The sequence below is a fragment of the Xanthobacter sp. 91 genome (genome assembly GCF_000702385.1).
Lineage (GTDB): Bacteria > Pseudomonadota > Alphaproteobacteria > Rhizobiales > Xanthobacteraceae > Xanthobacter > Xanthobacter aminoxidans.
Genome location: NZ_JNIB01000001.1, coordinates 2,734,658 through 2,754,924, shown reverse-complemented (window position 1 = coordinate 2,754,924; position 20,267 = coordinate 2,734,658). Strand labels below are relative to the sequence as shown.

At 65.5% G+C, this 20,267-nt stretch carries 16 protein-coding genes, 1 tRNA gene and 1 pseudogene; 6 read left to right on the top strand and 12 right to left on the bottom strand.

Annotation, left to right across the window (positions count from 1 at the left end):
• The first annotated feature begins 161 nt into the window (after positions 1–161).
• Positions 162–1,034 (top strand): hypothetical protein, encoded by an 873-nt coding sequence (locus tag A37E_RS0113045; protein ID WP_156026309.1) that lies wholly within the window; start codon positions 162–164, stop codon positions 1,032–1,034.
• 608 nt (positions 1,035–1,642) lie between these two features.
• On the opposite strand, the gene A37E_RS0113040 is transcribed toward A37E_RS0113045, so the two are convergent.
• From A37E_RS0113040 to A37E_RS25345, 5 genes and pseudogenes are all read right to left on the bottom strand, one after another.
• Positions 1,643–2,857: an ABC transporter substrate-binding protein gene (locus tag A37E_RS0113040; protein WP_029556987.1), complete on the bottom strand. Its 1,215-nt coding sequence runs from the start codon at positions 2,855–2,857 to the stop codon at positions 1,643–1,645.
• 25 nt (positions 2,858–2,882) lie between these two features.
• Positions 2,883–4,358: an FAD-dependent oxidoreductase gene (locus tag A37E_RS0113035; protein ID WP_038193054.1), complete on the bottom strand. Its 1,476-nt coding sequence runs from the start codon at positions 4,356–4,358 to the stop codon at positions 2,883–2,885.
• 42 nt (positions 4,359–4,400) lie between these two features.
• On the bottom strand, positions 4,401–5,609 hold the full coding sequence (locus A37E_RS0113030; protein ID WP_029556985.1) for a CoA transferase: 1,209 nt from the start codon (positions 5,607–5,609) through the stop codon (positions 4,401–4,403).
• Positions 5,606–6,448, bottom strand: a complete 843-nt coding sequence (locus A37E_RS0113025) for a citryl-CoA lyase (RefSeq protein WP_029556984.1) — start codon at positions 6,446–6,448, stop codon at positions 5,606–5,608. The genes A37E_RS0113030 and A37E_RS0113025 overlap by 4 nt, the downstream gene beginning before the upstream one ends.
• Positions 6,449–6,457: 9 nt before the next feature.
• Positions 6,458–7,936: pseudogene (locus tag A37E_RS25345) on the bottom strand (aldehyde dehydrogenase).
• A 138-nt stretch (positions 7,937–8,074) separates the two neighbouring features.
• Here A37E_RS25345 and A37E_RS0113015 point away from each other — a divergent pair.
• Positions 8,075–8,770: an IclR family transcriptional regulator gene (locus A37E_RS0113015; protein ID WP_051678995.1), complete on the top strand. Its 696-nt coding sequence runs from the start codon at positions 8,075–8,077 to the stop codon at positions 8,768–8,770.
• A gap of 116 nt (positions 8,771–8,886) precedes the next feature.
• On the opposite strand, the gene A37E_RS25965 is transcribed toward A37E_RS0113015, so the two are convergent.
• Complete coding sequence (locus A37E_RS25965; RefSeq protein WP_051678994.1) at positions 8,887–9,813, bottom strand: hypothetical protein; 927 nt, start codon at positions 9,811–9,813, stop codon at positions 8,887–8,889.
• A 132-nt stretch (positions 9,814–9,945) separates the two neighbouring features.
• Positions 9,946–10,323 carry a helix-turn-helix transcriptional regulator gene (locus tag A37E_RS0113005; protein WP_245279326.1) on the bottom strand — a complete coding sequence of 126 codons (378 nt, stop codon included), beginning with the start codon at positions 10,321–10,323 and terminating at the stop codon, positions 9,946–9,948.
• Between the two features lie 1,484 nt (positions 10,324–11,807).
• On the opposite strand from A37E_RS0113005, the gene A37E_RS0112995 reads away from it, so the two are divergent.
• The 4 genes from A37E_RS0112995 to A37E_RS26895 are packed head-to-tail and all read left to right on the top strand — an operon-like array spanning position 11,808 to position 14,032.
• Positions 11,808–13,307, top strand: a complete 1,500-nt coding sequence (locus A37E_RS0112995) for a hypothetical protein (RefSeq protein WP_029556979.1) — start codon at positions 11,808–11,810, stop codon at positions 13,305–13,307.
• Position 13,308: 1 nt separating this feature from the next.
• On the top strand, positions 13,309–13,674 hold the full coding sequence (locus tag A37E_RS0112990; protein ID WP_029556978.1) for a hypothetical protein: 366 nt from the start codon (positions 13,309–13,311) through the stop codon (positions 13,672–13,674).
• On the top strand, positions 13,647–13,880 hold the full coding sequence (locus A37E_RS0112985) for a hypothetical protein (RefSeq protein WP_029556977.1): 234 nt from the start codon (positions 13,647–13,649) through the stop codon (positions 13,878–13,880). Before A37E_RS0112990 ends, A37E_RS0112985 begins: the two co-directional genes overlap by 28 nt.
• On the top strand, positions 13,877–14,032 hold the full coding sequence (locus A37E_RS26895; protein ID WP_156026307.1) for a hypothetical protein: 156 nt from the start codon (positions 13,877–13,879) through the stop codon (positions 14,030–14,032). The genes A37E_RS0112985 and A37E_RS26895 overlap by 4 nt, the downstream gene beginning before the upstream one ends.
• 71 nt (positions 14,033–14,103) lie before the next feature.
• On the opposite strand, the gene A37E_RS0112980 is transcribed toward A37E_RS26895, so the two are convergent.
• From A37E_RS0112980 to A37E_RS0112960, 5 genes are all read right to left on the bottom strand, one after another.
• Complete coding sequence (locus tag A37E_RS0112980; RefSeq protein WP_156026306.1) at positions 14,104–15,063, bottom strand: DUF6538 domain-containing protein; 960 nt, start codon at positions 15,061–15,063, stop codon at positions 14,104–14,106.
• Between the two features lie 31 nt (positions 15,064–15,094).
• Positions 15,095–15,184, bottom strand: a tRNA-Ser gene (locus tag A37E_RS0112975).
• Positions 15,185–15,595: 411 nt separating this feature from the next.
• Entirely contained in the window at positions 15,596–16,453 is an 858-nt protein-coding gene (dapD, locus tag A37E_RS0112970; RefSeq protein WP_029556975.1) for a 2,3,4,5-tetrahydropyridine-2,6-dicarboxylate N-succinyltransferase, read from the bottom strand.
• Positions 16,454–16,522: 69 nt separating this feature from the next.
• Positions 16,523–18,130 carry a peptide chain release factor 3 gene (locus A37E_RS0112965; RefSeq protein ID WP_029556974.1) on the bottom strand — a complete coding sequence of 536 codons (1,608 nt, stop codon included), beginning with the start codon at positions 18,128–18,130 and terminating at the stop codon, positions 16,523–16,525.
• A 117-nt stretch (positions 18,131–18,247) separates the two neighbouring features.
• A complete protein-coding gene (locus tag A37E_RS0112960) occupies positions 18,248–20,140 on the bottom strand; it encodes an autotransporter domain-containing protein (RefSeq protein WP_029556973.1) in 1,893 nt (630 codons plus the stop codon).
• Positions 20,141–20,267: the final 127 nt, after the last annotated feature.

Below are 20,267 nucleotides of genomic sequence, written 5' to 3'. Positions count from 1 at the left end.
GAAGCTGAGCAGCATGATCCATCGACCAAGGGAGACCGAGGACAAACTCGCACCGCAAGCGTCCGTGGCTCGCCCACGATCATTGCCAGCTGACGAAGCCCAAACGGCTTTCCGTGCGGAAGATGATCTCGCTCAAGGTGCTTTGGAAAGGGATAGAACCCATGAACTACGACATCTTCATCACGCCGAGCACCGCCGATAACAACACGTCAGCTCTCTTCACGCCCTTCGAAGAGGTGGCAGACGCCGACATTGCGGCACCCAAGCACAACTCCGACAAGCCTCTTGCTGATGAAAGCCAATTGTCGACGATCGACACCTTGCTTCGCGGGGAGGACCCGCTCAAGGCTGCGGCGAGGTTGGTTGAGCGCCAGGACCGAGACGACTTCACGCTCGGCGGCGTTCTCTCGCACATACAGCGCTACAATCTGCATTGCACGCTTGGGTACTCTGGAACGAGCGACTTCCAGCAGTACATCGAGCAGGAGCTGGGCGTGAAATACCGCAAGGCGCGGTACCTGATCAGCATCTACGAGTGCTTCTCCAAGCTCGGCCTCGACGAGGCGCGCCTCTCCGCCATGGGCTGGTCCAAGGCCAAGGAGCTGGTCCGCGTCGTCAACAAGGACAACTTCGACGCCCTGGCCGACTTTGCGCAATCCCACTCGCGCCGGGAGCTTATCGAGCACCTCCGCGCGAACTATATGGAAAGCAATGACGACACCCGCAGCGCCTCGGCGAGGCCGAAAAAAACCAAGCTCGTCCTCTCCCTCCACAACGACCAGGCCACCACGGTCACCCGCGCCCTCGAAGCGGCCAAGCAGCAGGCCGGCACAGATGACCTGAACGTGGCCCTGACCTTCGCCTGCGCGGAATACTCGCTTATGTGCGAGAACCTATCGCTCACCCTGGAAGAGACCCTCGAGCTGATTCGGGTGCGCTTCGGTGTTCGCCTGACTGTAATCGAGGATAGGCAGGATGACGTCGAAGCTCTTGCCGACGACCTCGACGGCGCCAGCGAAGACGAGGCGAACTGATCCCCCTACCCTACAGAAAGTACCCAAAGGGCGGCCCGTGGGTCGCCCTTATTGCTGCCCGGTGCACCCGGTTGCAGCGATCGGCCCAAAATCAGTCCGCCGCCAGCTCGACCTGCCTCGGCCCCCGACCTGGATCACATTCACTCCGCCACTGTGGCGAACACTGCCGACGTGAGGAGCACCTCGAAAGGCCAGTGGCGACGTGGTCCATCGTCTTCCCACCGCTGCACCCGGTTGCACCAGATCGCTGGGCATCTCGAAATGCGCACCTATTCAAACCCACCGCGCCCCTTCTATGGCCACTCGCACGAAATGGCAGGCAGGTGGAGGTGATCAATGACATCCCCGCCCCTTCAGGGCCAAAAGCCGTGCACCCGGTTGCACCGCGCCCGGACCCCGTAGCGAAAATGCTCCGGCTCGTGCTTTGGGCGACCGCCGCCGCACCATGTCATCAAATGTCATACTGGTGCACGTGAGCAGTGACATGACATCCCAGCGGGTACGCTCTCGGTTGGCAGTTGCTAGCGCCCCATCGCCATAGACGGGGCGCATTTCCTCCGAACGCCCGGATTGGGCCAGCGCAGAACGGGTCCTTGAAAGCCGGCGCGCTACATCTTCTTCACCAGCGGACAATCACTCTCGACGAGGGGGCGGAAGGCCTGGTCTCCTGGCACGGTGGCGGCGAGTTTGTAATAGTCCCACGGCGCCTTGGACTCCGCCGGAGTCTTCACCTGGAACAGGTACATGTCGCGGATGACGCGGCCATCCTCGCGCACCTTGCCGTCCTTCGTCATGAAATCGTTGACGGGCGTGTCCTTCATCTTCGCCATCACCGGACCCGCGGAATCGGTCTTCGCCGCCTTCACCGCCTTCAGATAGTGCGTCACGGCGCCGTAAACCCCCGCCTGGTAGAAGGTGGGCATGGCCTTGCGCTTCTCGTAGAAGCGTTTGGCAAAGGCGCGGGTGCCGTCATTCATGTCCCAGTAGAATGGCGCGGTCAGGCGAATGCCCTGCGTCGCCTTCAGCCCGAGGGCGTTGACCTCGGTTTCGGCGAGCAGCAGCGCCGCGATGGTCTTGCCGGATTCAGCCAGCCCGAATTCGGCTGCCTGCTTGATGGCGTTCTGCGTGTCGAGGCCGGCCGTGGCGAGGGCGACGACCTCGGCCTTCGAGCTTTGGGCCTGGAGCAGGAAGGATGAGAAATCCGGCGCATTGGCCGGCATCCGCACCGAACCGAAGACCTTGCCGCCGGCCGTCTGGACCACCGCGCTGGTGTCGCGCTCCAGCGCGTGGCCGAAGGCATAGTCGGAGGTCAGGAAAAACCAGTTCTTCAGGCCGGAGGCCACCACCGCATCCCCGGTCACATGGGCCAGCGCGTAGGTGTCGTAGGTCCAGTGGATGCCATTCGGTGAGCAGGCCTTGCCGGTCAGGTCCGAGGAGGCGGGAGAAGAGAAGATCGCGATGCGATCCTTCTCCCGCGTGATCTGCTGCACCGCCAGCGCCACCGCGGAATTGGGCACGTCCATGATGGCGTCGACGCCATCCACCTCGTACCATTTGCGGGCCGTTGCGGCGCCGATGTCGGCCTTGTTCTGGTGATCGGCGGAGATGATCTCCACCTTCGCGCCCTCGATGGGGCCAAAGTCCGCCACCGCCATTTCCGCCGCGAGTATGGAGCCGGCGCCGGTGGAATCGGACAGCTGGCCGGACAAGTCCGTCAGGATGCCGATTTTCACCACCCCGTCCGAATAGGACTGGGCCCGGGCGCCGGCGAGCGGCAGAGCGATGGCCACCGCGCATGCGGCCGCCAGCATCGTCTTTTTCATTGTTGTCCTCCCTCTTGTATCTGGTTCAGAGCGCCGTCTTCAGGCGTGGTGCGAGGCGGGCCGCGGCATCGAGGCCGGCGAGACGGCCGAACACGGCGCCGCGCAGCACGGAGGTCGAGCCCGTATAGACCTGGTGATACAGACCGACCGTCTCCCCCGCGGCGTAGAGGCCGGGGATGACCTTGCCATCGCCATCCAGTACCTGGGCCGAGGCATTCACTTTCACGCCGCCGAAGGTGAAGCAGGCGGTGGAGATGATGGGATAGGCGCGGAACGGCGCCGTCTCGATCCGCCGGCACCAGTGCGACTTGCGGGGCTCAAGCCCCGTGGTCGCCCGGTGGTCGATGGCGAAGGGCGTGAAGTCGCCGCCCTCGTCGGGACAAGCGCCATTGAAGGCGGCGATGGTGTCGAGGGTCTCGGCTGGCAGCCCGAGCTTTTCCACCAGTGCTTCCAGCGTCGGTGCCTCCACCGCCGCGACATCCGAGCGGATGGAGGTGCGCCAGCGCGGGATGTCCTCCACCTTGGCGTCGAAGATGACCCAGGAGATGCCGCCCGGCTGGTCGGCGATGGCCCGGCCGATATTGTCGTAGTGGGCATCCACCGTGCCGGGCGCCTCATCGAGGAAGCGCCGTCCGTCGCGGTTCACGAGCACGCCATAGGGATAGATGAACACCACCGCCTCGGCCTGGAGCGAGCGGGGATCCACCGGCTCGGCGTGGTAGGAGCCGAACTCGCCGGCAGCCGCGGCCCCGGCCTCCAGCATCATGCTAATGCCTTCGCCACGATTGTAGTAGCCGCCCCGGGCCACGGGGCGGATGTTGGTCGCCTTCTGGCCGATGTAGCGCGTCATCATCTCCGGGTTGCCCTGGAAGCCGCCCGAGGCGAATACGGTGGCGCCCGAGCGAATCTCCTCGCGCCGCCCGTCCGGACCGGTGACGGCGACGCCCGCCACGCGCCCGTCCGCATCGCGCAGCAAAGCGGTGGCGGTGGTGCGGAAGCGCACCTCGGCGCCGAGGCGCTTCGCCTCGGCCATCAATCGCTCGATGAGCGCGAGGCCGCCGCCCTGCGCGGCGATGCGCGTGGTGTTCTGGGTGAGGAGATAGATGGGCTGGGGGCCGAACTTCAGGCCGAAGCCCTTCAGCCAGGCGATGGTTGGCGGGACCTCGGCAGCGAAGGTGGAGATGACCTCGGGGTCCGGGAAGGGATGGGCCTTCACCACCGCCGGCCAGTCCGCATAGGGGCGCGCCACCTCGGTCAGGACATTGGGATCGAGATTGGGGCCGGCATTGGCGGCGAAATGCTCCTCGAAGTCGTCGGATATCTCGCTGTCGTTCTTCATGCGCATGTAGGCTTCGGTCCAGCGCGTGTTGCCGCCGAATTCCTCTTCCGGCGCACGCTCGAGCAGCGTCACCGAAAGCCCGCCCTCGAGGGCGGACACTGCCGCGCTGAGCCCGGCGATGCCGCAGCCCACCACGAGCAGGTCCGGGCCTTTTGCTGTCATTGGCATGGTCTCCTCCCGGAGTTTGATTGTCTTTGTTCGGCTTCAGCGGGACGCGGCGGTGCCCGTGGCCACCACGCCTTCCCGTGCCAGCGCGGCGATGGCGTCAGGCGCATAGCCGAGGGCCTCGAGGACATCGGCCGTATCGGCTCCCACCTCCGGCGGGTCGCTGCGCAGCGAGAGGTCCGCCTCGCCCATGTGGATGGGCAGGCGTGGCAGGCGCGTTTCCACGCCGTTGGGCAGGCGCGTCGGCATCAGGCCGCCGGTGGCGGTGAGGTGGGGATCGTGGAACAGGTCCTCCGGCCGGGCGATGGGCGCGAAGGGAATGCGGGCCTTCTCGCAGAGCGCCACGGCCTCGTCCTGAGACAGCGAGCCGAACAGGCAGGTGAAGCAGGGCAGGATGCGTCCGCGCGCAGCGACACGACCGTTATTGGTGGCGAGGCTGGCGTCGGCGAGCATGTCCTGCCAGCCGACCAGCGCGCAGAAGCGCTGCCAGTGCCCGTCGGTGGTGATGCCGACGAAGATCTGTCGCCCGTCCCTGAGAGCAAATGGCTCGTAGACCGCCCAGGCCGAGACGCGCTCGGGCATGGGCGGGATGGGCTCATTGGTCTGCGCGGCGTAGGCGAGGTGCTGGCCCATGAGGAAGACGGTGGTCTCGAACAGCGCCGCCTCCACCACCTGTCCCTCACCGGTCGCCTCGCGCTCGCGCAGCGCGGCGAGGATGGCGATGACGGCGAACATGCCGCCCGCAATGTCCACCACCGATGTCCCGGCACGCAGAGGCCGGCCGCTCGGCCCGGTCATGTAGGCGAGGCCGGACATCATCTGCACCACCTCGTCGAGGGCGAGGCGATGGGCATAGGGGCCATCCAGGAACCCCTTCAGGCTGGCATAGACGAGCCGGGGATTGAGGGCAGTGGCGGTATCCGCATCGAGCCCGAGGCGACCCATGGTGCCGGGGGCGAAGTTCTCCACCAGCACGTCGGCGCCCTTGATCAGGCGGCGGGCGATCTCGCGGCCCGCATCGCTCTTCAGATCCACCGCCAGGGAGCGCTTGTTGCGATTGAAATAACCGAAATAACCCATGCCGAAGCCCTGGAGCTGGCGGGTGGGGTCACCGCCCGGAGCCGGCTCGATCTTCAGCACGTCTGCGCCGAGATCGGCGAGGATCATGGCGCAGGACGGGCCCATGACCGTATGCCCGAAGTCGAGCACGCGAATGCCGGCAAGGGGCAGGTGCTTGTCATGGATCATGGCATGGTCCCTCCCGCCTTGGTGGTGGTGCGGGGGAGGGCGCGCGGCCCCGCGCCGTCGTAGGCGTAAGGCACCGCGGGCGGCATCGGCCCCTTGATGCGGCCGCCCTGCGCCTTCTGCTCCATGGCGTGGGCGAGGATGCCCACCGAGCGGGAGAGGATGAACAGCCCGCGGCCCTCCTCTGGCGCGAAGCCGAGCTCGGACAGGACCACGGCGGTCGCACCATCGATGTTCATGGGCAGGCGCTTGCCCTTGGCCGTCGCGAGCGCATCCTCCACCGCGCGGCCGATGGCGGCGAAACGGCCCGTGATAGCGCCCCGCGCCACCGCGTCGTCCACCAGCGAGAGCAGCCGCCCCGCCCGCGGGTCTACCGGATGGAAGCGGTGGCCGAAGCCCGGCACATGCTCTCGCCGCAACAGGCGGGTACCGATCTCGGCACCGGCGGCGGCATCGAGGGTGATGCCGTGTCCGGCCCGGTCATCGACGGCGGCGTAAAGCTCCATGCATTGCTGGCCGGCGCCGCCATGGATATCGCCGAGCGCGTTCACGGCCGATGCCATGGCGTTGTTCACCCCGACGCCGCAGGTCATGGCCATGCGGGCGATGGCGATGGAGGGCGCCTGCGGGCCATGGTCCACCGCCGCCACCAGCACCGCGCCGAGCAGCGCCGCTTGATCGGCATTCGGCAGGTCGCCGCGCAGCATCAGCCAGATCATCTGCGGAAAAGAGATGGCGCCGATGAGGTCCTCAATGGCATAGCCACGCACGCGGATGGCGCCGGGCGCGATGTCGATGATGGCGGTGCGCCACCACTGGCCGGGATCGGGAGAGGGGGTCACGGCGCGCCCTCAGCCCAGGATGAAGGGATTGGAGCGGTTGGGCTTGGTGGTGATCCACACGCTCTTGGTCTGCAGATATTCCTTGATCGCCTCCACGCCGCCCTCGCGGCCGAGGCCGGAGCGCTTGTAGCCGCCGAAGGGGGTGGCGAAGCTGGTGGAGCGTTAGTTGTTCACCCAGACCGTGCCTGCCTTCAGGCGGTCGACGCACCACAGGGCCCGGTGCAGGTCCTTCGTCCACACGCCGGCGGCGAGGCCGAAGGGCACGTCATTGGCGATGGCCAGCGCCTCGTCCTCGTCCTTGAACTTCAGCACGCAGACTACGGGCCCGAAGACCTCCTGCTGGGCGATGCGCATGTCGTTGCGCACGCCGGTGAAGATGGTGGGCGCTACGAACTGCCCCTGGCCGTAGCCCGGGCCGGACAGGACATGGCCGCCGAGCGCGAGGGTGGCGCCGTCCTCCTTGCCCATCTCGATCATGCGCAGGATCTTCTCGAACTGGGCGCGGGTGGCGATGGGGCCGACCTGCGTCTCCATGAGCGCGGGATCGCCGATCTTCGCGTCCTTCACCACCTCGATCAGGCGGGCGAGGAAAGCGTCGTGGATGCTCTCCTGCAGCAGCAGGCGGGAGCCTGCCATGCAGGTCTGGCCTGAGGCCCCGAACACGCCGGCCACCGCGCCCTTCACCGCCTGCTCCAGGTCGGCATCGTCGAACACGATGTTCGGGGACTTGCCGCCGAGTTCGAGCGTCACCTTCTTGAGGCCGGGGGCGGCCGCCTCGTTCACCTTCTGCCCGCCGATATCGCCGCCGGTGAAGGCGACCTTGGCGGTGAGCGGGTGGCGGACCAGAGGCTCGCCCACTTCGGGGCCGAAGCCTGTCACCACGTTCACGACGCCCTTCGGAAAGCCCGCCTGCTCAGCCAGCTTCGCCAGCTCCAGCAGCGAGGCGGAGGTGTATTCCGAGGGCTTGATGACGATGGTGTTTCCGGCCGCCAGCGCGGGTGCCATCTTCCAGGTCGTGAGCGCGAGGGGCGAGTTCCACGGGGTGATGGCCACCACCACGCCCAGCGGCTCAAGCTTCGTATAGTTGAAGACGTCCGCCTTGTTGATTGGCACCACGTCGCCGCCGACCTTGTCGGCGAGCCCCGCATAATAATGGAACCACTGCGCCACGTTGCGGACCTGCCCCGCGACCTCGGCCATGAGCTTGCCGTTGTCGCGCTGCTCGACCCTGCCGAGCAGGTCCACGTTCTCCTCGATCAGACCGGCGAGCTTGCGCAGCAGCGCGCCGCGCTGGGTGGCGGTGAGCGCGGACCATTCCGGCGAGAGGAAGGCGCGGTGGGCGGCCTCGACCGCGCGGTCGGCGTCGGCGGCTGTGCCGCGGGGGATCAGCGCCCAGGCCTCTCCCGAGAAGGGCTCGCTGGTCTCAAACCACGCGCCCGATGCCGGATCGCACCACGTGCCGTTGATAAAGAGCTGGTAGCGCTCCACTCTCGCCTCCCAAAATTCTGCTAGACAGAACTAATTTCTTTCTAGTAGAACTATCGCCATGAGCCGGGCGTGTCAACCGCGGCCCAGGCGTGCGTCGGCATGGACGGGGGCGGTATGTCTTTAGACGGGGAGAAGGACGTGAAGTCCGCGGGCGGAGTGGAGGCGGTGGACCGCGCCTTCCGCATCCTGGGGGCGTTCCGCGACGGCGACACCGCCCTCAGCCTGCACGAGCTCTCCGAGCGCACAGGCTTCTACAAGAGCACCCTCTTGCGCCTTGCCGTGTCGCTGGAGCGCGCCGGATGCCTGGTGCGGATGCCGGACAAGACCTACGCGCTGGGCTTTGAGGTGATGCGGCTCGGCAGCCTCTATCAGCGTAGCTTCAGGCTCGACCGGCACGTCCGCCCCATCCTGCGCGAGCTGGTGCGGGAGACCGGGGAGAGCGCCTCGTTCTTCCATCGCGACGGCCCGGTGCGGGTCTGCCTGTTCCGGGAAGATTCCAATCATCCCATCCGCGACCACATCCGCGAGGGCGATGTGCTTGCCCTCGACAAGGGCGCCGCCGGGCACGTGCTGACGGCCTTCTCACGCACCCGGGACGCGGCGGAGCGCCGGAAGCTGCTGGCCAATCTGCCCTGGGTGTCCCAGGGGGAGCGGGACACGGAAACAGCGGCCATCTCGGTGCCGGTCTTTTCCGGCGGTATCTCCTTGGCGGGCGCGCTGACCATCTCGGGCCCGCGCACACGTTTCACCCCCTCTCAGATCGCCATCATGTCCCCCGTGCTGCTGGCTGCGGGACAGGAGCTTACCACTATCCTCGGCGGCCAATGGCGATAGGCGTAGCACGAGCTTCGAGCCTCTCCCCGCAGCGCCATTCCCACCGCTGACTGCATTCCGAGCGGTGCACCCGGTTGCAATATTTCGCGCGGTGGCGCTGCCGTCGTCCGGTGCTTCTATCGAGCCGATATCTCAGCGGGGTAAATTCCGGTGTCGTCGATGGCGCAGCGCGCGTGCTGCGGAATGCTCCCACCGAGCGCATTCTTGGCCGTGAAATCGAAGTCGACGGAGATATTGCCGTATGGGCTGCGGTACACCTTGGTCGAGAGTACGTGGCGGTCGAACGAAAGGGGCAGTTTGAGCTGGTCTTTCACCTGCTCCACGCACGCTGTTATTGCCACTGCGTCGATGATGCCGGCCGTCTTCGCGTTCTTCGAAGCCGGCGCGGCGATGGACCCGAGTTCTGCCTCTGAGACGTAGAAGCGCTCGTGGTTGCGGCAATCGACGTAAAAGACCGCATTCTGCCGGACCGCGCTCCGGTTGGAGATCCCGATCACCTCGACGTAATCGCATTCCGGAGAGCGCGCGATCTTTTCGGCCACCTTCGGCAAGGCTGCGTTTATCCTCCGGATCCAATCGTCCCCCCAGGCCTGGATTGTCTTAGCCCACGACGGCCCCTGGATGGGCGCCGCCGCATCCGGGTGAATTTTGGTGCGGATATCGACGACCTCCGGCTTTTTCGCCGGCTGGGCGACCTGCTTTGGAGGGGGGGCCGGAGCAGGTTGCGCCTGTGATGCGACGTCCGTGGGTTTGCCCGAAGGGACCGAGGGTGTGGTTGCGACCACCTGGCCCTCGGTTTTCGTTGACGCCGGCGTCATGGCGGCACCAACGATGCAGAGTACGAAGCCTGCGGCCAGAGCGATCCATGGTCGCTCCAATGGCCTGAGGTATGTGCTCAGGCGTGCACCAATCGGCGGGAGCAAGATTGCTGTTGCGAGAACATACAACGCAGCGGCGGCCGCCGGCCATCCTTCGAACAGCGCTGCCCCCAAAAGCAACAGTACATTCAGCCCGAGGAACCAGCGCAGCCCCGCGACGATCATTTCACCGACCTCAGTTTCACGATTGCTGAAATGGGCACGGCATCCGCACGTGGGCGGTCGACCGCGTGCCCACGAGAAGGCACTGCAGTGCATCCGGTGCAACCGGTTGCAATAGATCGGGCAGGACCGATCTCAGTCCTCGGCGGAGGATTTCCGGCCTTCTGCCGCGACAGCGTTGAGCTGGATCAGGATCAGCTCCAGCGCATCCTCGGGGAGCGCCTCAACAGCAGCGTGCAGCCGCTCGCGATCGGCCCGCCTCCCCGGTCCCTCAGCAACAGGGAAGTCGAGAAGGTCGTTTGGCGTCACAGATAACGCCTCAGCAATTCGGCAGAACGTCGCCAAGTCCGGCTCCCTGATCCCGGCCAGGTAATTCCCAAACCGACGCTCGCTCAGGCCCGCACGCCTGGCAGCCTCTGCATAGGAAAGGCCCAGTTCCTCGGTTCGCTTCCGGAGCATGTTGGCGAATGACTGCATGCCCCAGAAAGAGCCGCAGCCGCCCAACCCGTCCATCAACGTTACGTGGAGTAATACCACGATATGTGGTTATGAGAAGCCCCTTTGGCCTGCCCGCCGCGAGTGCGTCAAGCTAGGAGAAGACCGTCCGCCCGCTCAACCGCGAGACGGCCAGTTGCCTCCAGACGTCACGGCTCCGAGGCGGGCCTCGCCATCTTTGGTGCACCCGGTTGCACCGGAGCAGAAGGGCAAATGAGCCCACCGCGACATCGTCAGCGCCGCATGTGCCCGGTCGTCGGGGAGTTGCCACGCCTTTGGTCAATTGCTCCCTCGGCCACCGGAGAAGATGCGACACACGTCGTGAGAGCGCAACGATCGTCGAAAGCGCAGATTTCAGCGACGATGCTGATCGGGGTAGCCTCAATCGGTCGGCGAACCAGTCGATTTCCAAAATCGGCCGCGAAGGGCGCTACCAAGAGCTGGAGTTCATCGCCTTTCACGCCGCCCACCAATCCCTCCCCCGATGCAGGGGATGATCGGCGTGCTGCAACCGGGTGCACCGGCCCGAGCACTCTGCGCTGAATGTGATGCGCGGCGCTGTCGACGGACATTGCTGCCGTTGTCTCCCTAGGCGGAGACGACCCACACACACTTCCCACTTTCCCGTGCAACTTGTTGCAACAGGCCCAGGTATTCGGCCTCTCCATTTTTGCAGCCGCCGGAGCATGGTCAGTTGAGGTCCGGCGGCGAACGAGAGCACAGGTCAGACTTGGTTTGCGCCGCCGCTGAGTTTGAGCAAACTGCGTGCCGCCCCGTCGCGCGGCAACTGTTGCACCAGTGAATTCCTATCCGATGCTCAAAAGGGGTCGGCGCACCTACTGTCGCTGACCGTCCACGTTCGCCGACCGCGCTACGACCAACCCGGACGACGTCGTTAGCGTAGCCGCACGGCAGATCGAAACGGCTAACAGGACGACAAGGAAGAGGAGTGCAAACATAATCCACTTCAGAATTTTAATGTCCCTGGCGATCTTCGCCAGCCTGTCCAGATCGCCCGACACACGCAACCTCCACAGAACATCACTGATCACTACATCAGCCCTCAAACATACACCAACTCGACACCATTCGGCCAGAGGATACCTTTTCAGGAAATTTTGGCTCCTCGCCGGACACTCTACTGTACGAGTGTTCGTCAAACTACTCCGTTTTGTATTTTATATTTGATTCTCTCCCCATCTCATGGCACCGTTTCGCGGTCGGGACTGATCCCCCGACCGGCGCAGCCTGACCCTGTTTTTCTAGCCTGGCAGTGGTCCGGCCGCGCCCCCTAAGGCGAGTCCCAAATGCTCATAGAACCGAGTTCATCACCGCGCAGCGCGCGCGAACCGCGATGGAGTCGCAGTCCGCTGCAAATTGCCTGCAGACCCCAATGGCTCGCCTGCCATTCACTGCTGCGCTGCAAGAAAAGGGTGAGTGTCTAGATGTGTAGCCAGATCATATGCCGGCCACCGGCCCCAGAAATAAACCTTGCGCCCGGCATGTCCCTGATGGAGAGGACCTCTATCCGCAATATCGTGGAAAGACAGTGGCGTGCGCACCTCGCTGCGGACGAGAGAGACCTTTTGTCATATCTGCTGTCCTGCACCGTTGAATGGGGCAGGCAGTTCGTCAGTGCGACCTATGAGCAGCTTGCGGAGGGCATCAAGTCCACCGAGGGCTCTGGCTACGAGTATCTCGTGCCCCCCATCCGCATCAAGCGGACCCAATTCTATGCTCTCCTCTCCTCTCTGAAGGAGCGAGGAATACTGATCGTCGAGGCCGTGAAGCGGAAATGCACGCGGATCGAGATCAACCTCAACTGGACCCCTGTGGAGGGAGTGATGTCGCCCACACTTGCCGTTGCGAAGGGCCGCCGGAAACTCAATCTCGAACCCGCGGCCGAGAAAGATGAGTTCGAGCAGGAGCTTGGTGGGTTGTCCGGAATGCGGACTACCGAAACCGCTCCGCCGCCCGAGCCGAATAAGTTCGGAAACCGGACTACCGACGGGGCTTTGGACCTTGCGGAGGATCCGAATAAGTCCGGAATGCGGACTGAGGTAGTTCAGAATACGGACTCCTATAAAAAGAAAGATCTTAAAAAAGAAAACAACCTCTCCCCGCTTCGCGGCTCGACGGGGGCGACCTTGGCTATTCCGAAGAGGAAGACAGAGGCGGGGAAGGTGAACCACTCACCCCGCAGAGAGGAAATCTCTGAATGCCTTTCGCCCGCCGCGCCGCCGGCCCGCGCCGTCGCGGTCGAGTCGCCGGCCGAGATCGTCCAGCGGGTCCGCACCGAGCACGCTGAGGCCCGCGCCCAGCGGACGGAGAAGGTCCGCCACGGCGACCACCCCCGCGACTACGAGATGACCTTCCGCGACGCCTGGCTGGAGACCTACCCCGGCCAGTCGGTGCCCGGGTGGACGCAGAAGGACTGCTACATCCTCAAGAACGTGCTCAAGGCGCGGTTCCGCGACAATGTCGTCCGGCGCCACGAGTTCCTGAGCTACGTGGTCAAGAACTGGTCCATGATTATGTCGAGCTATTTCGGCTGGATGCGCCAGTCGAGGCCGCCGGAGATGCCGGCCCTCAACTTCCTCGTCCGCGAACAGTTCATCAGCCACTTCCTCGATGCCTTCGCCGCGAGCGGCAGGGATCAGGCGTTGCAGCTCCTCCCCGCCGAGGAGCGCGAGCTGGCGACGCTGGAGGCCGGCGGTATGACCCGCGAGAAGGCCCTGCTGAAGATCGGCGAGCGGCGCGCGCTGTCCAAGGTCGCGGACAAGGAGAGGGAGGTCCGGCAGATCAACCGCGAGACCCTTCTGGCCGCAGGGGACGCCCGCAAGGCCCGCGAGGAGGCCCAGAGGGCGGAGATGCGCCGCCGGGCCGAGGCCGCCCGTCAGGCGCCCTCCCAGGCCGCGCCGGAGCCCTTCGAGGAGCTTCAGGGACTCCCCGAGCTGGAACTCATCGAGCTGCCGCCCCTCGACCTGAGCAAGTGGAACTGAGATGGCCCAGCCCGCATCACACGCGCAGCAGAAAGAGGCCGCGGTGATCCGCTCCCTTCAGGAGAGCGGGTTCCGCAAGCGCTACCACCACATGACCCTCGACGCCGTGGAGCACCCGGAGGCGTCGCGGATCAAGGAGTGGGTGTCCAGCCGGACGGCTTTGAGCCAGAGCCCCGGGCGAGGCTTCGTCTTTGTCGGCGGGACCGGCATGGAGGACTTCGCCATGGTGACGGCCCGGGCGCTCCATCTGCAGGGCCAGAAGACGCTCGCGCTGTCGCTCACCACGTTCCACCTCGCCATGAGCGGGGAGCGGGAGGAGCGCGAGAGGCTTGAGGTCGGATGGGTGCCGCCTCGGTGCTGCTCCTGACGAAGTGCGGACCCATCCGACAGGGCGACGACTTCCTGACCCCCCGCGAGGCGCGCCGGATCGACAACGTCCTCGACAACTGGATCTCCGACGGCCGGCGCCTGCTCTTGCACACCTCGGTGCCTCTGCGGAGCGTGACCTGGTTCTCGGGCGATTTGGTGAAACGGGTTGCACTGGTGACCGAAACGCTGGTGGAGCCGAAATGAGCACAGGCCTCTCCCTGATCAAGGTGCTCTGCCGGCAGGGTGCGCGCACTGCTTTCCAGCAGGTGGATCCCAACCACTTCATCGCCGAGGAGCGCCCGTCAGGCCCCCTCCCCGGCCGCTCCGGAGCCCCTCGTTCTGAGAAGTGGAACTGAGAGGCACGCCGTCGCACCAGAAGCGTAGACGGACCGAACGGCGAATGATTGTGGCTGCCGCCATCGGCTAATCATGGAAGTTGTCGCGGAAGCATCGCTCGCCTATCACCGCGGTGGGTCAGGCTGGACAGGCGATGCAAACGATCAAGGTCATCCTTTGGAATGTCCAATGGCAGCGCGCGGCCACCGCGGGGGGTAACGCAGTTGGCCAGCTGATTGCGGCTCATGACCCTGCTGATTTCGTCGACCACCTTCTGATGCCCGAGCAGGTCCAAGAGCATCGCAAACCGAAACTCATAGGCCGCGCGGGTTTTGGGAGACACCCCTGCCCGGTCAGGTTCCGCCTTGTACAGCTCGACCGCTCGCGCAAGAGTCAGGCGCGAAGCCGGTGGCGGCGACATGCGATCGACGTTGGCGAAAAGTGGGTCATACGACCGCTCCTGCACGAGGTCGGCCCGATCTATCTCACGCGAGTAGTGCTCGATCAGCGCCCTCTGCACGTACTCCGCCAGCTGCGGGATGATCGTCGCATCTCGTCCCACATCGACGCGAGCCTCCTCGGCCAACTGCGTTGCAACCAGTTGCAACGAAGCGTCCTCTGGCGACTGACCGACGAGCATGATTTTTTCGGACGCTTCGGAGGCTAGGTCGCCTCGGAGGGACGCATCCAAAGGCATCGGCTCGGCACCCGCCTCCAGTCTGTGGAGATAGGTCAACGCCAGATGCTGGAGATCCGCATCGGAGATTTGGCTGAGACCGAGCTTCGAAGCGGGCGAACGTGCCTCGGCGAACAAGGCATCCGCTTTAATGCTCTCGACGCGGGCGAGGCGGCGTGCCTCAGCGTGGGAGACGTCGCCGAGCGCCTTCCAAATTTCCTTCTTCCCGATTTTGCCTTGGACGTCCGCCGGAACCCGAACGCGAAACGTCCACTTTCCCGCCCGTTTGAAGAGCCTGCTTTCCCTTGCCATTTCGCCGCCTTGTGTAGCAGGCGTGTGTAGCAAGCGAGTACGTAAGCTCTTGATATTGCGCATCAAACAGGATTTTCAATGCGTTAGCGGAAACTGGCGGAGAGAGAGGGATTCGAACCCTCGATACGGTTTCCCGTATACACGCGTTCCAGGCGTGCGCCTTCAACCACTCGGCCACCTCTCCAGCCGCATGCGCCGGGCGCACGCAGAACTTCACTCAGGGATGGCCGCCGAAGGCGATCTGTGCGCCTTCAATCCCTCGGCCACCTCTTCAGCCACATGCACCGAGGCGCACGCGGAACACGGGGGTTACGATCTTGTGGCGGGCTGGTTGAAGGCCCGCAATCCTGTCGCCCCTGTTTCCAGCCATCGCCGCAGGGGCGGGGCCGGGTCTCGCCGGTCGTCTCCAAGATGGCTCGGGGAAGGGAGCGTGCCGCGAGGGCGTCGCATCCAGGCGAGGCGGCGGAATATAGCGGCTCGGCCTTGGTTGGCAAGCCGGAATCTCCGCCTTGCCAACAGGTCGCATTCCTCGCCCCGCGGCGCCGGTACGCCACCGGGGAAACCCCTCCGCAGCCCCTCCCCGGCCAGCCCCGCCTCAGTCGCGCAGGAGGTCGTTGATGGAGGTCTTGGAGCGGGTCTGCGCGTCCACCCGCTTCACGATCACCGCGCAATAAAGCGAGGGGCCGGGCGTGCCGTCGGGCAGCGGCTTGCCGGGGAGCGCGCCGGGCACCACCACCGAATAGGCCGGCACTTCGCCGATGAACACTTCGCCCGTCTGCCGGTCGATGATCTTGGTGGAGGCGGAGATGAACACACCCATGGAGAGCACGGAGCCGCGGCGCACCACCACGCCCTCCACCACTTCGGAGCGGGCACCGATGAAGCAGTCGTCCTCGATGATGACAGGGCCGGCCTGGAGCGGCTCCAGCACGCCGCCGATGCCGACGCCGCCGGAGAGATGCACGTTCCTGCCGATCTGCGCGCAGGAGCCGACGGTGGCCCAGGTGTCCACCATGGTGCCCTCGCCTACATGGGCGCCGAGATTCACGAAGGAGGGCATCAGCACCACGTTGGGGGCGATGAAGGCGGAGCGGCGCACGATGGCGCCGGGCACGGCGCGGAAGCCGGCGGCGCGGAACTCGGCCTCGCCCCAGCTGGCAAACTTGGAGGGCACCTTGTCCCACCAGTGGGCGCCGCCGGGACCGCCGGGGATGGCCTCCATGTCGTTGAGGCGGAAGGAGAGCAGCACCGCCTTCTTGAGCCACTGGTTCACCGTCCAGGCGCCGTTGGCGCCCTGCTCGGCCACGCGGGCGGCGCCGCTGTCGAGGAGGATCAGGGCCTCGTTCACCGCGTCGCGCACGGTGCCGGTGGTGGAAAAGCCGATCTCGGCGCGCTTCTCGAAGGCGTCGTCGATGATGGTGGAAAGCTCGGCAAGGCGGGCGGCGTCGGCCATCGGGTCCTCCAGTTGGGCGGCATCAGGGGCCGCGTCCAGCGCGCCCCGGCTCAGGTCAGGAAAAAGGGGTCAGGCGCGTTCCTTGACGGCCACGAACTTCAGCTTGGGGTATTCCTCGATGGCGCGGTCCAGCACCCACTGGCTGCGGGCGAGATAGACCGGCGCCTCGTCGCGGTCGCGCGCGGTGGAGGAGCGGTTGAGTTCCAGGAAACGCTCCACCTCGGCCCGCTCGCCGACGATCCAGCGGGCGGTGACGAACGAGGTGGTCTCGTAGCGGATGGGCACGCCGTATTCCTTCTCCAGCCGCGCGGCGAGCACGTCGAGCTGGAGGGTGCCCACCACGCCGACGATGGGCGCGGGATCGGAGACTGGCTTCAAGACCTGCACCACGCCCTCTTCCGCCATGTCCTGCAGCGCCTTCTGCAGCTGCTTGGCCTTCATGGGATCGGAGAGCAGCACACGGCGCAGGATTTCCGGGGCGAAGTCCGGCAGGCCCTCGAACTTGATGCTCTCGCCTTCGGAGAGGGTGTCGCCCACCCGCAGCATGCCGTGGTTGGGAATGCCGATGATGTCGCCGGCCACCGCCTCGTCCACCGTCTCGCGCTCCTGGGCGAAGAAGAAGATGGGGTTGGCGATGGCCATGTTGCGCTTCTCGCGCGGGTTGAACAGCTTCATGCCGCGCTTGAAGCGGCCGGAGCACAGGCGCACGAAGGCCACGCGGTCCCGATGGTTCGGGTCCATGTTGGCCTGCACCTTGAAGACGAAGCCGGAGACGAGATCCTCCGCCGGCTCCACGGTGCGGTCGCCGGCGGCGGAGCGCGGCAGCGGGCTGGGGCCAACGGAGCCGAGGCCGAACAGCAGTTCGGCGACGCCCGCCTCCTTCAGCGCGGAACCGAAATAGACCGGCGAGAGATGACCCTCGCGGAAGGCGGCGAGATCGAACGGCGGCAGCACGCCCAGCGCCAGCGTCAGGCTCTCCACCGCCTCGTTGAGGATGCGCTCCTCCACGCCGTCGAGGCCGATCAGATCCTCCGGCGTCTCGAACGGCACCTCGCGCACCAGCGGGCCGCCGCGCTCGGTGGCGAGCAGGGCGCGCTTGTTGGCGATGTCGATGAGGCCGCGGAAATCCACGCCCATGCCGATGGGCCAGGTGAGCGGGGTGAGATCGAGGGCGAGGGTGGAGGAGACCTCATCCATCAGCGCGATGGGGTCGAGGCTTTCCCGGTCCACCTTGTTGACGAAGGTGAAGATGGGAATGTCGCGCAGGCGGCAGACCTCGAACAGCTTGCGGGTCTGGCTCTCGATGCCCTTGGCGGCGTCGATCACCATCACCGCCGCGTCCACGGCCGAGAGGGTGCGGTATGTGTCTTCGGAGAAGTCCGAGTGGCCGGGCGTGTCGAGCAGGTTGAAGACGATGCCGTCGCGCTCGAACGTCATCACCGAGGAGGTGACGGAAATGCCGCGCTGCTGCTCGATCTCCATCCAGTCGGACCGGGTGCGGCGGCGCTCGCCGCGCGCCTTCACGTGGCCGGCCATGCGGATGGCGCCGGAGGCAAGCAGGAGCTTTTCCGTCAGCGTGGTCTTGCCGGCGTCCGGATGGGAGATGATGGCGAAGGTGCGCCGGCGGGCAAAATCGGGCAGGTCCGCGAGGGCGGCGTTGGGCGTCTGGTCGAGCATGGGCGCCTTATAAGGGCAAATCGCGCGCCATGAAATGCCGTGTTGAAACGGCATCGGGGCGCGGCGCCGCACACCGCACCCCGATCCCGCAAGGATGGCCCCGGCGGGGCCGGCACCTCAGAACTTGTAGACGATGCCGCCGTTCACATAGGCGCTGGACACCTGATCCTGGCCCAGCTGTTCACCCACGGTGAAATTGCACGACAGGCCGTTGGCCGCCTCCACCGTGAGGCCCGCCGCGAGGTTGGTCCACGCGCGGCCGGGCTGGTAGACCGGCATGGCGAAGGTGACGGGGGCGGTAAGCAGGCCGGCGGTGACGGAGCGGTCCTGGTTCAGGAAGTCGTAGTTCCAGCTCGCCTGCACATTGGGGCGGATGGTGACGCCGGACACCACGAAGGCATAGCTCGCCTGCCCGCCGAGGGTCACATAGAACAGTTCGCGCAGCTGGTTGCCGAACGACATGGCGCTGGAATTGCCGGCGGTCTCCGCATAGCCGTCCACCGTCGCCTGCTGGTAGGTGAGCTGCGCCAGCGGCGTGAGCGTCGCCTGGCCGAAGGTGAAATCGTAGCCGGTGGCGAGGCGGGCGCCGGAATAGATACCGCTGGTATTGCCCATGTCGGTGCGCAGCGCCGCGCCGAGCGCGAACTGGCGCTGGATCGAGTTGTAGTCGATGGAGCCCATGGTGCCGGAGAGCTGGGCGAAGGCGCCGCCGAAGCGGGCGTTGGCGTAGATCGTGCCGTTGAACATGTCGGCGTCGTAGCCGCCGCTCAGCGCGCTGAAGTTGTAGCTGCCGCTGGCATAGCTCAGCAGGGCGCCGACGCTGATGCCGTTGCCGAAGCCGTATTCCAGGCCCACATAGCCGGCCGTGGCGCTGCCGTCCGAGCCCGAATGGTCGCGGGTCGGGTCGAGACTGTAGGTGCTGTAATCGATGTTGGTATAGAGCTGGAAGCCCTTGGGTGTGCCCGTGCCGATGCGGGTGTCGAGGGTGCGGTAGATACCGCGGCCCACATAGATCGGGCTTTCCGCCAGCATGCCGATGAGGCCGGGCGCATCGATGATGGACTCGATGTACTCCGCCAGCAGGGCGTGGCCGGCCGGTGTCGGGTGCACGATGTCCGCGAAGAGGTAGTCGTTCTGGGCATTCGGCGCCACGAGGGTGTTGGCGGTGCAGGTGAGCGAGAACTCCTGCTGGCACGCCTTGTCGGTCACGTTGGTGAAGCCGTACATGTGCGGGTTCGCGATCACCTCGTTCACCAGCGCATAGTCATCCACGAAGATGATGTTCGAGCCGCCGAGATGGCGCAGGTCCTTGTAGAGGGTCGCGTTGTAGGCGGTGACAGCCGCGCTGAAGAACTGGCCCTCGGGCAGTACGCTGGTAACGGGCGCCTTGGAGATGTCCGGCAGGTTCGGCACGATGATGTACCGCGCGCCGGCCTTCGAGAGCGTGTGGATGTTGTCCACGTGCTGGTTGGCGGCCGCCACCACGTGCTCGATGGCCTTTTCCTCGCTGATGGCGCCGAGGTTGAGCAGAATGGCCTGGGTGAAGATGTCGTTGGCGCCGGCCCACATGGAGTAGAGCGCGTTCGGCCGGGCGACGCCGCCGGTGGAATCGAGATAGGTCTCAAGCTGCTGCGTCTCGCCCAAGGTATTGCTCGGGTAGACGAAGCACTTGGGAATATTGTAGCCCGAATCCACGCAGGCGCCGCCCTGGGCGTAATTGGTGCCGCCCACCACCGTGCTGGTGCCACTCACCGTGTCGATGGCGAGATAGGGGGAGACGTCGATCCCGTAATGCTCGCCCACCCGCATGTCCCAGACTTGGCCGGGGTTCACCGTGAACCGCACCGACTGGAGCTGGCCGTCGACGACCACGTAATAGGTTCCCGCGTCGCTCAGGCTGTCCCCGAACACATAGAAGTTCGAGAATTCGTGCGCCTGGGCGGTTTCCAGGGCACCGAACGAGACGGATGAAAGCAAAGCGGCAAGCGCAATCGACGAACGCGAAATCATGCTGTTTCCCCCCAAGGCAGCCCCTTGGAAGGGCGATGGTCCCCTGCCAGACTGTGAGAGGATACCGCCCGATCCCGCCGCAAAAGGACCACGGCCAAGATCGTGTTTCCACCGGGCAGAGCTTCCG

Coding starts and splice junctions, on each gene's coding strand:
- A37E_RS0113035 (WP_038193054.1), bottom strand. CDS start 4,358: ATGACAGCAAAAGGCCCGGACCTGCTCGTGGTGGGCTGCGGCATCGCC.
- A37E_RS0112990 (WP_029556978.1), top strand. CDS start 13,309: ATGGCCCAGCCCGCATCACACGCGCAGCAGAAAGAGGCCGCGGTGATC.
- A37E_RS25965 (WP_051678994.1), bottom strand. CDS start 9,813: ATGATCGTCGCGGGGCTGCGCTGGTTCCTCGGGCTGAATGTACTGTTG.
- A37E_RS0112965 (WP_029556974.1), bottom strand. CDS start 18,130: ATGCTCGACCAGACGCCCAACGCCGCCCTCGCGGACCTGCCCGATTTT.
- A37E_RS0112980 (WP_156026306.1), bottom strand. CDS start 15,063: ATGCGCAATATCAAGAGCTTACGTACTCGCTTGCTACACACGCCTGCT.
- A37E_RS0113005 (WP_245279326.1), bottom strand. CDS start 10,323: ATGGACGGGTTGGGCGGCTGCGGCTCTTTCTGGGGCATGCAGTCATTC.
- A37E_RS0112995 (WP_029556979.1), top strand. CDS start 11,808: ATGTCCCTGATGGAGAGGACCTCTATCCGCAATATCGTGGAAAGACAG.
- A37E_RS0113045 (WP_156026309.1), top strand. CDS start 162: ATGAACTACGACATCTTCATCACGCCGAGCACCGCCGATAACAACACG.
- A37E_RS0112985 (WP_029556977.1), top strand. CDS start 13,647: ATGGGTGCCGCCTCGGTGCTGCTCCTGACGAAGTGCGGACCCATCCGA.
- dapD (WP_029556975.1), bottom strand. CDS start 16,453: ATGGCCGACGCCGCCCGCCTTGCCGAGCTTTCCACCATCATCGACGAC.
- A37E_RS26895 (WP_156026307.1), top strand. CDS start 13,877: ATGAGCACAGGCCTCTCCCTGATCAAGGTGCTCTGCCGGCAGGGTGCG.
- A37E_RS0112960 (WP_029556973.1), bottom strand. CDS start 20,140: ATGATTTCGCGTTCGTCGATTGCGCTTGCCGCTTTGCTTTCATCCGTC.
- A37E_RS0113030 (WP_029556985.1), bottom strand. CDS start 5,609: ATGATCCATGACAAGCACCTGCCCCTTGCCGGCATTCGCGTGCTCGAC.
- A37E_RS0113040 (WP_029556987.1), bottom strand. CDS start 2,857: ATGAAAAAGACGATGCTGGCGGCCGCATGCGCGGTGGCCATCGCTCTG.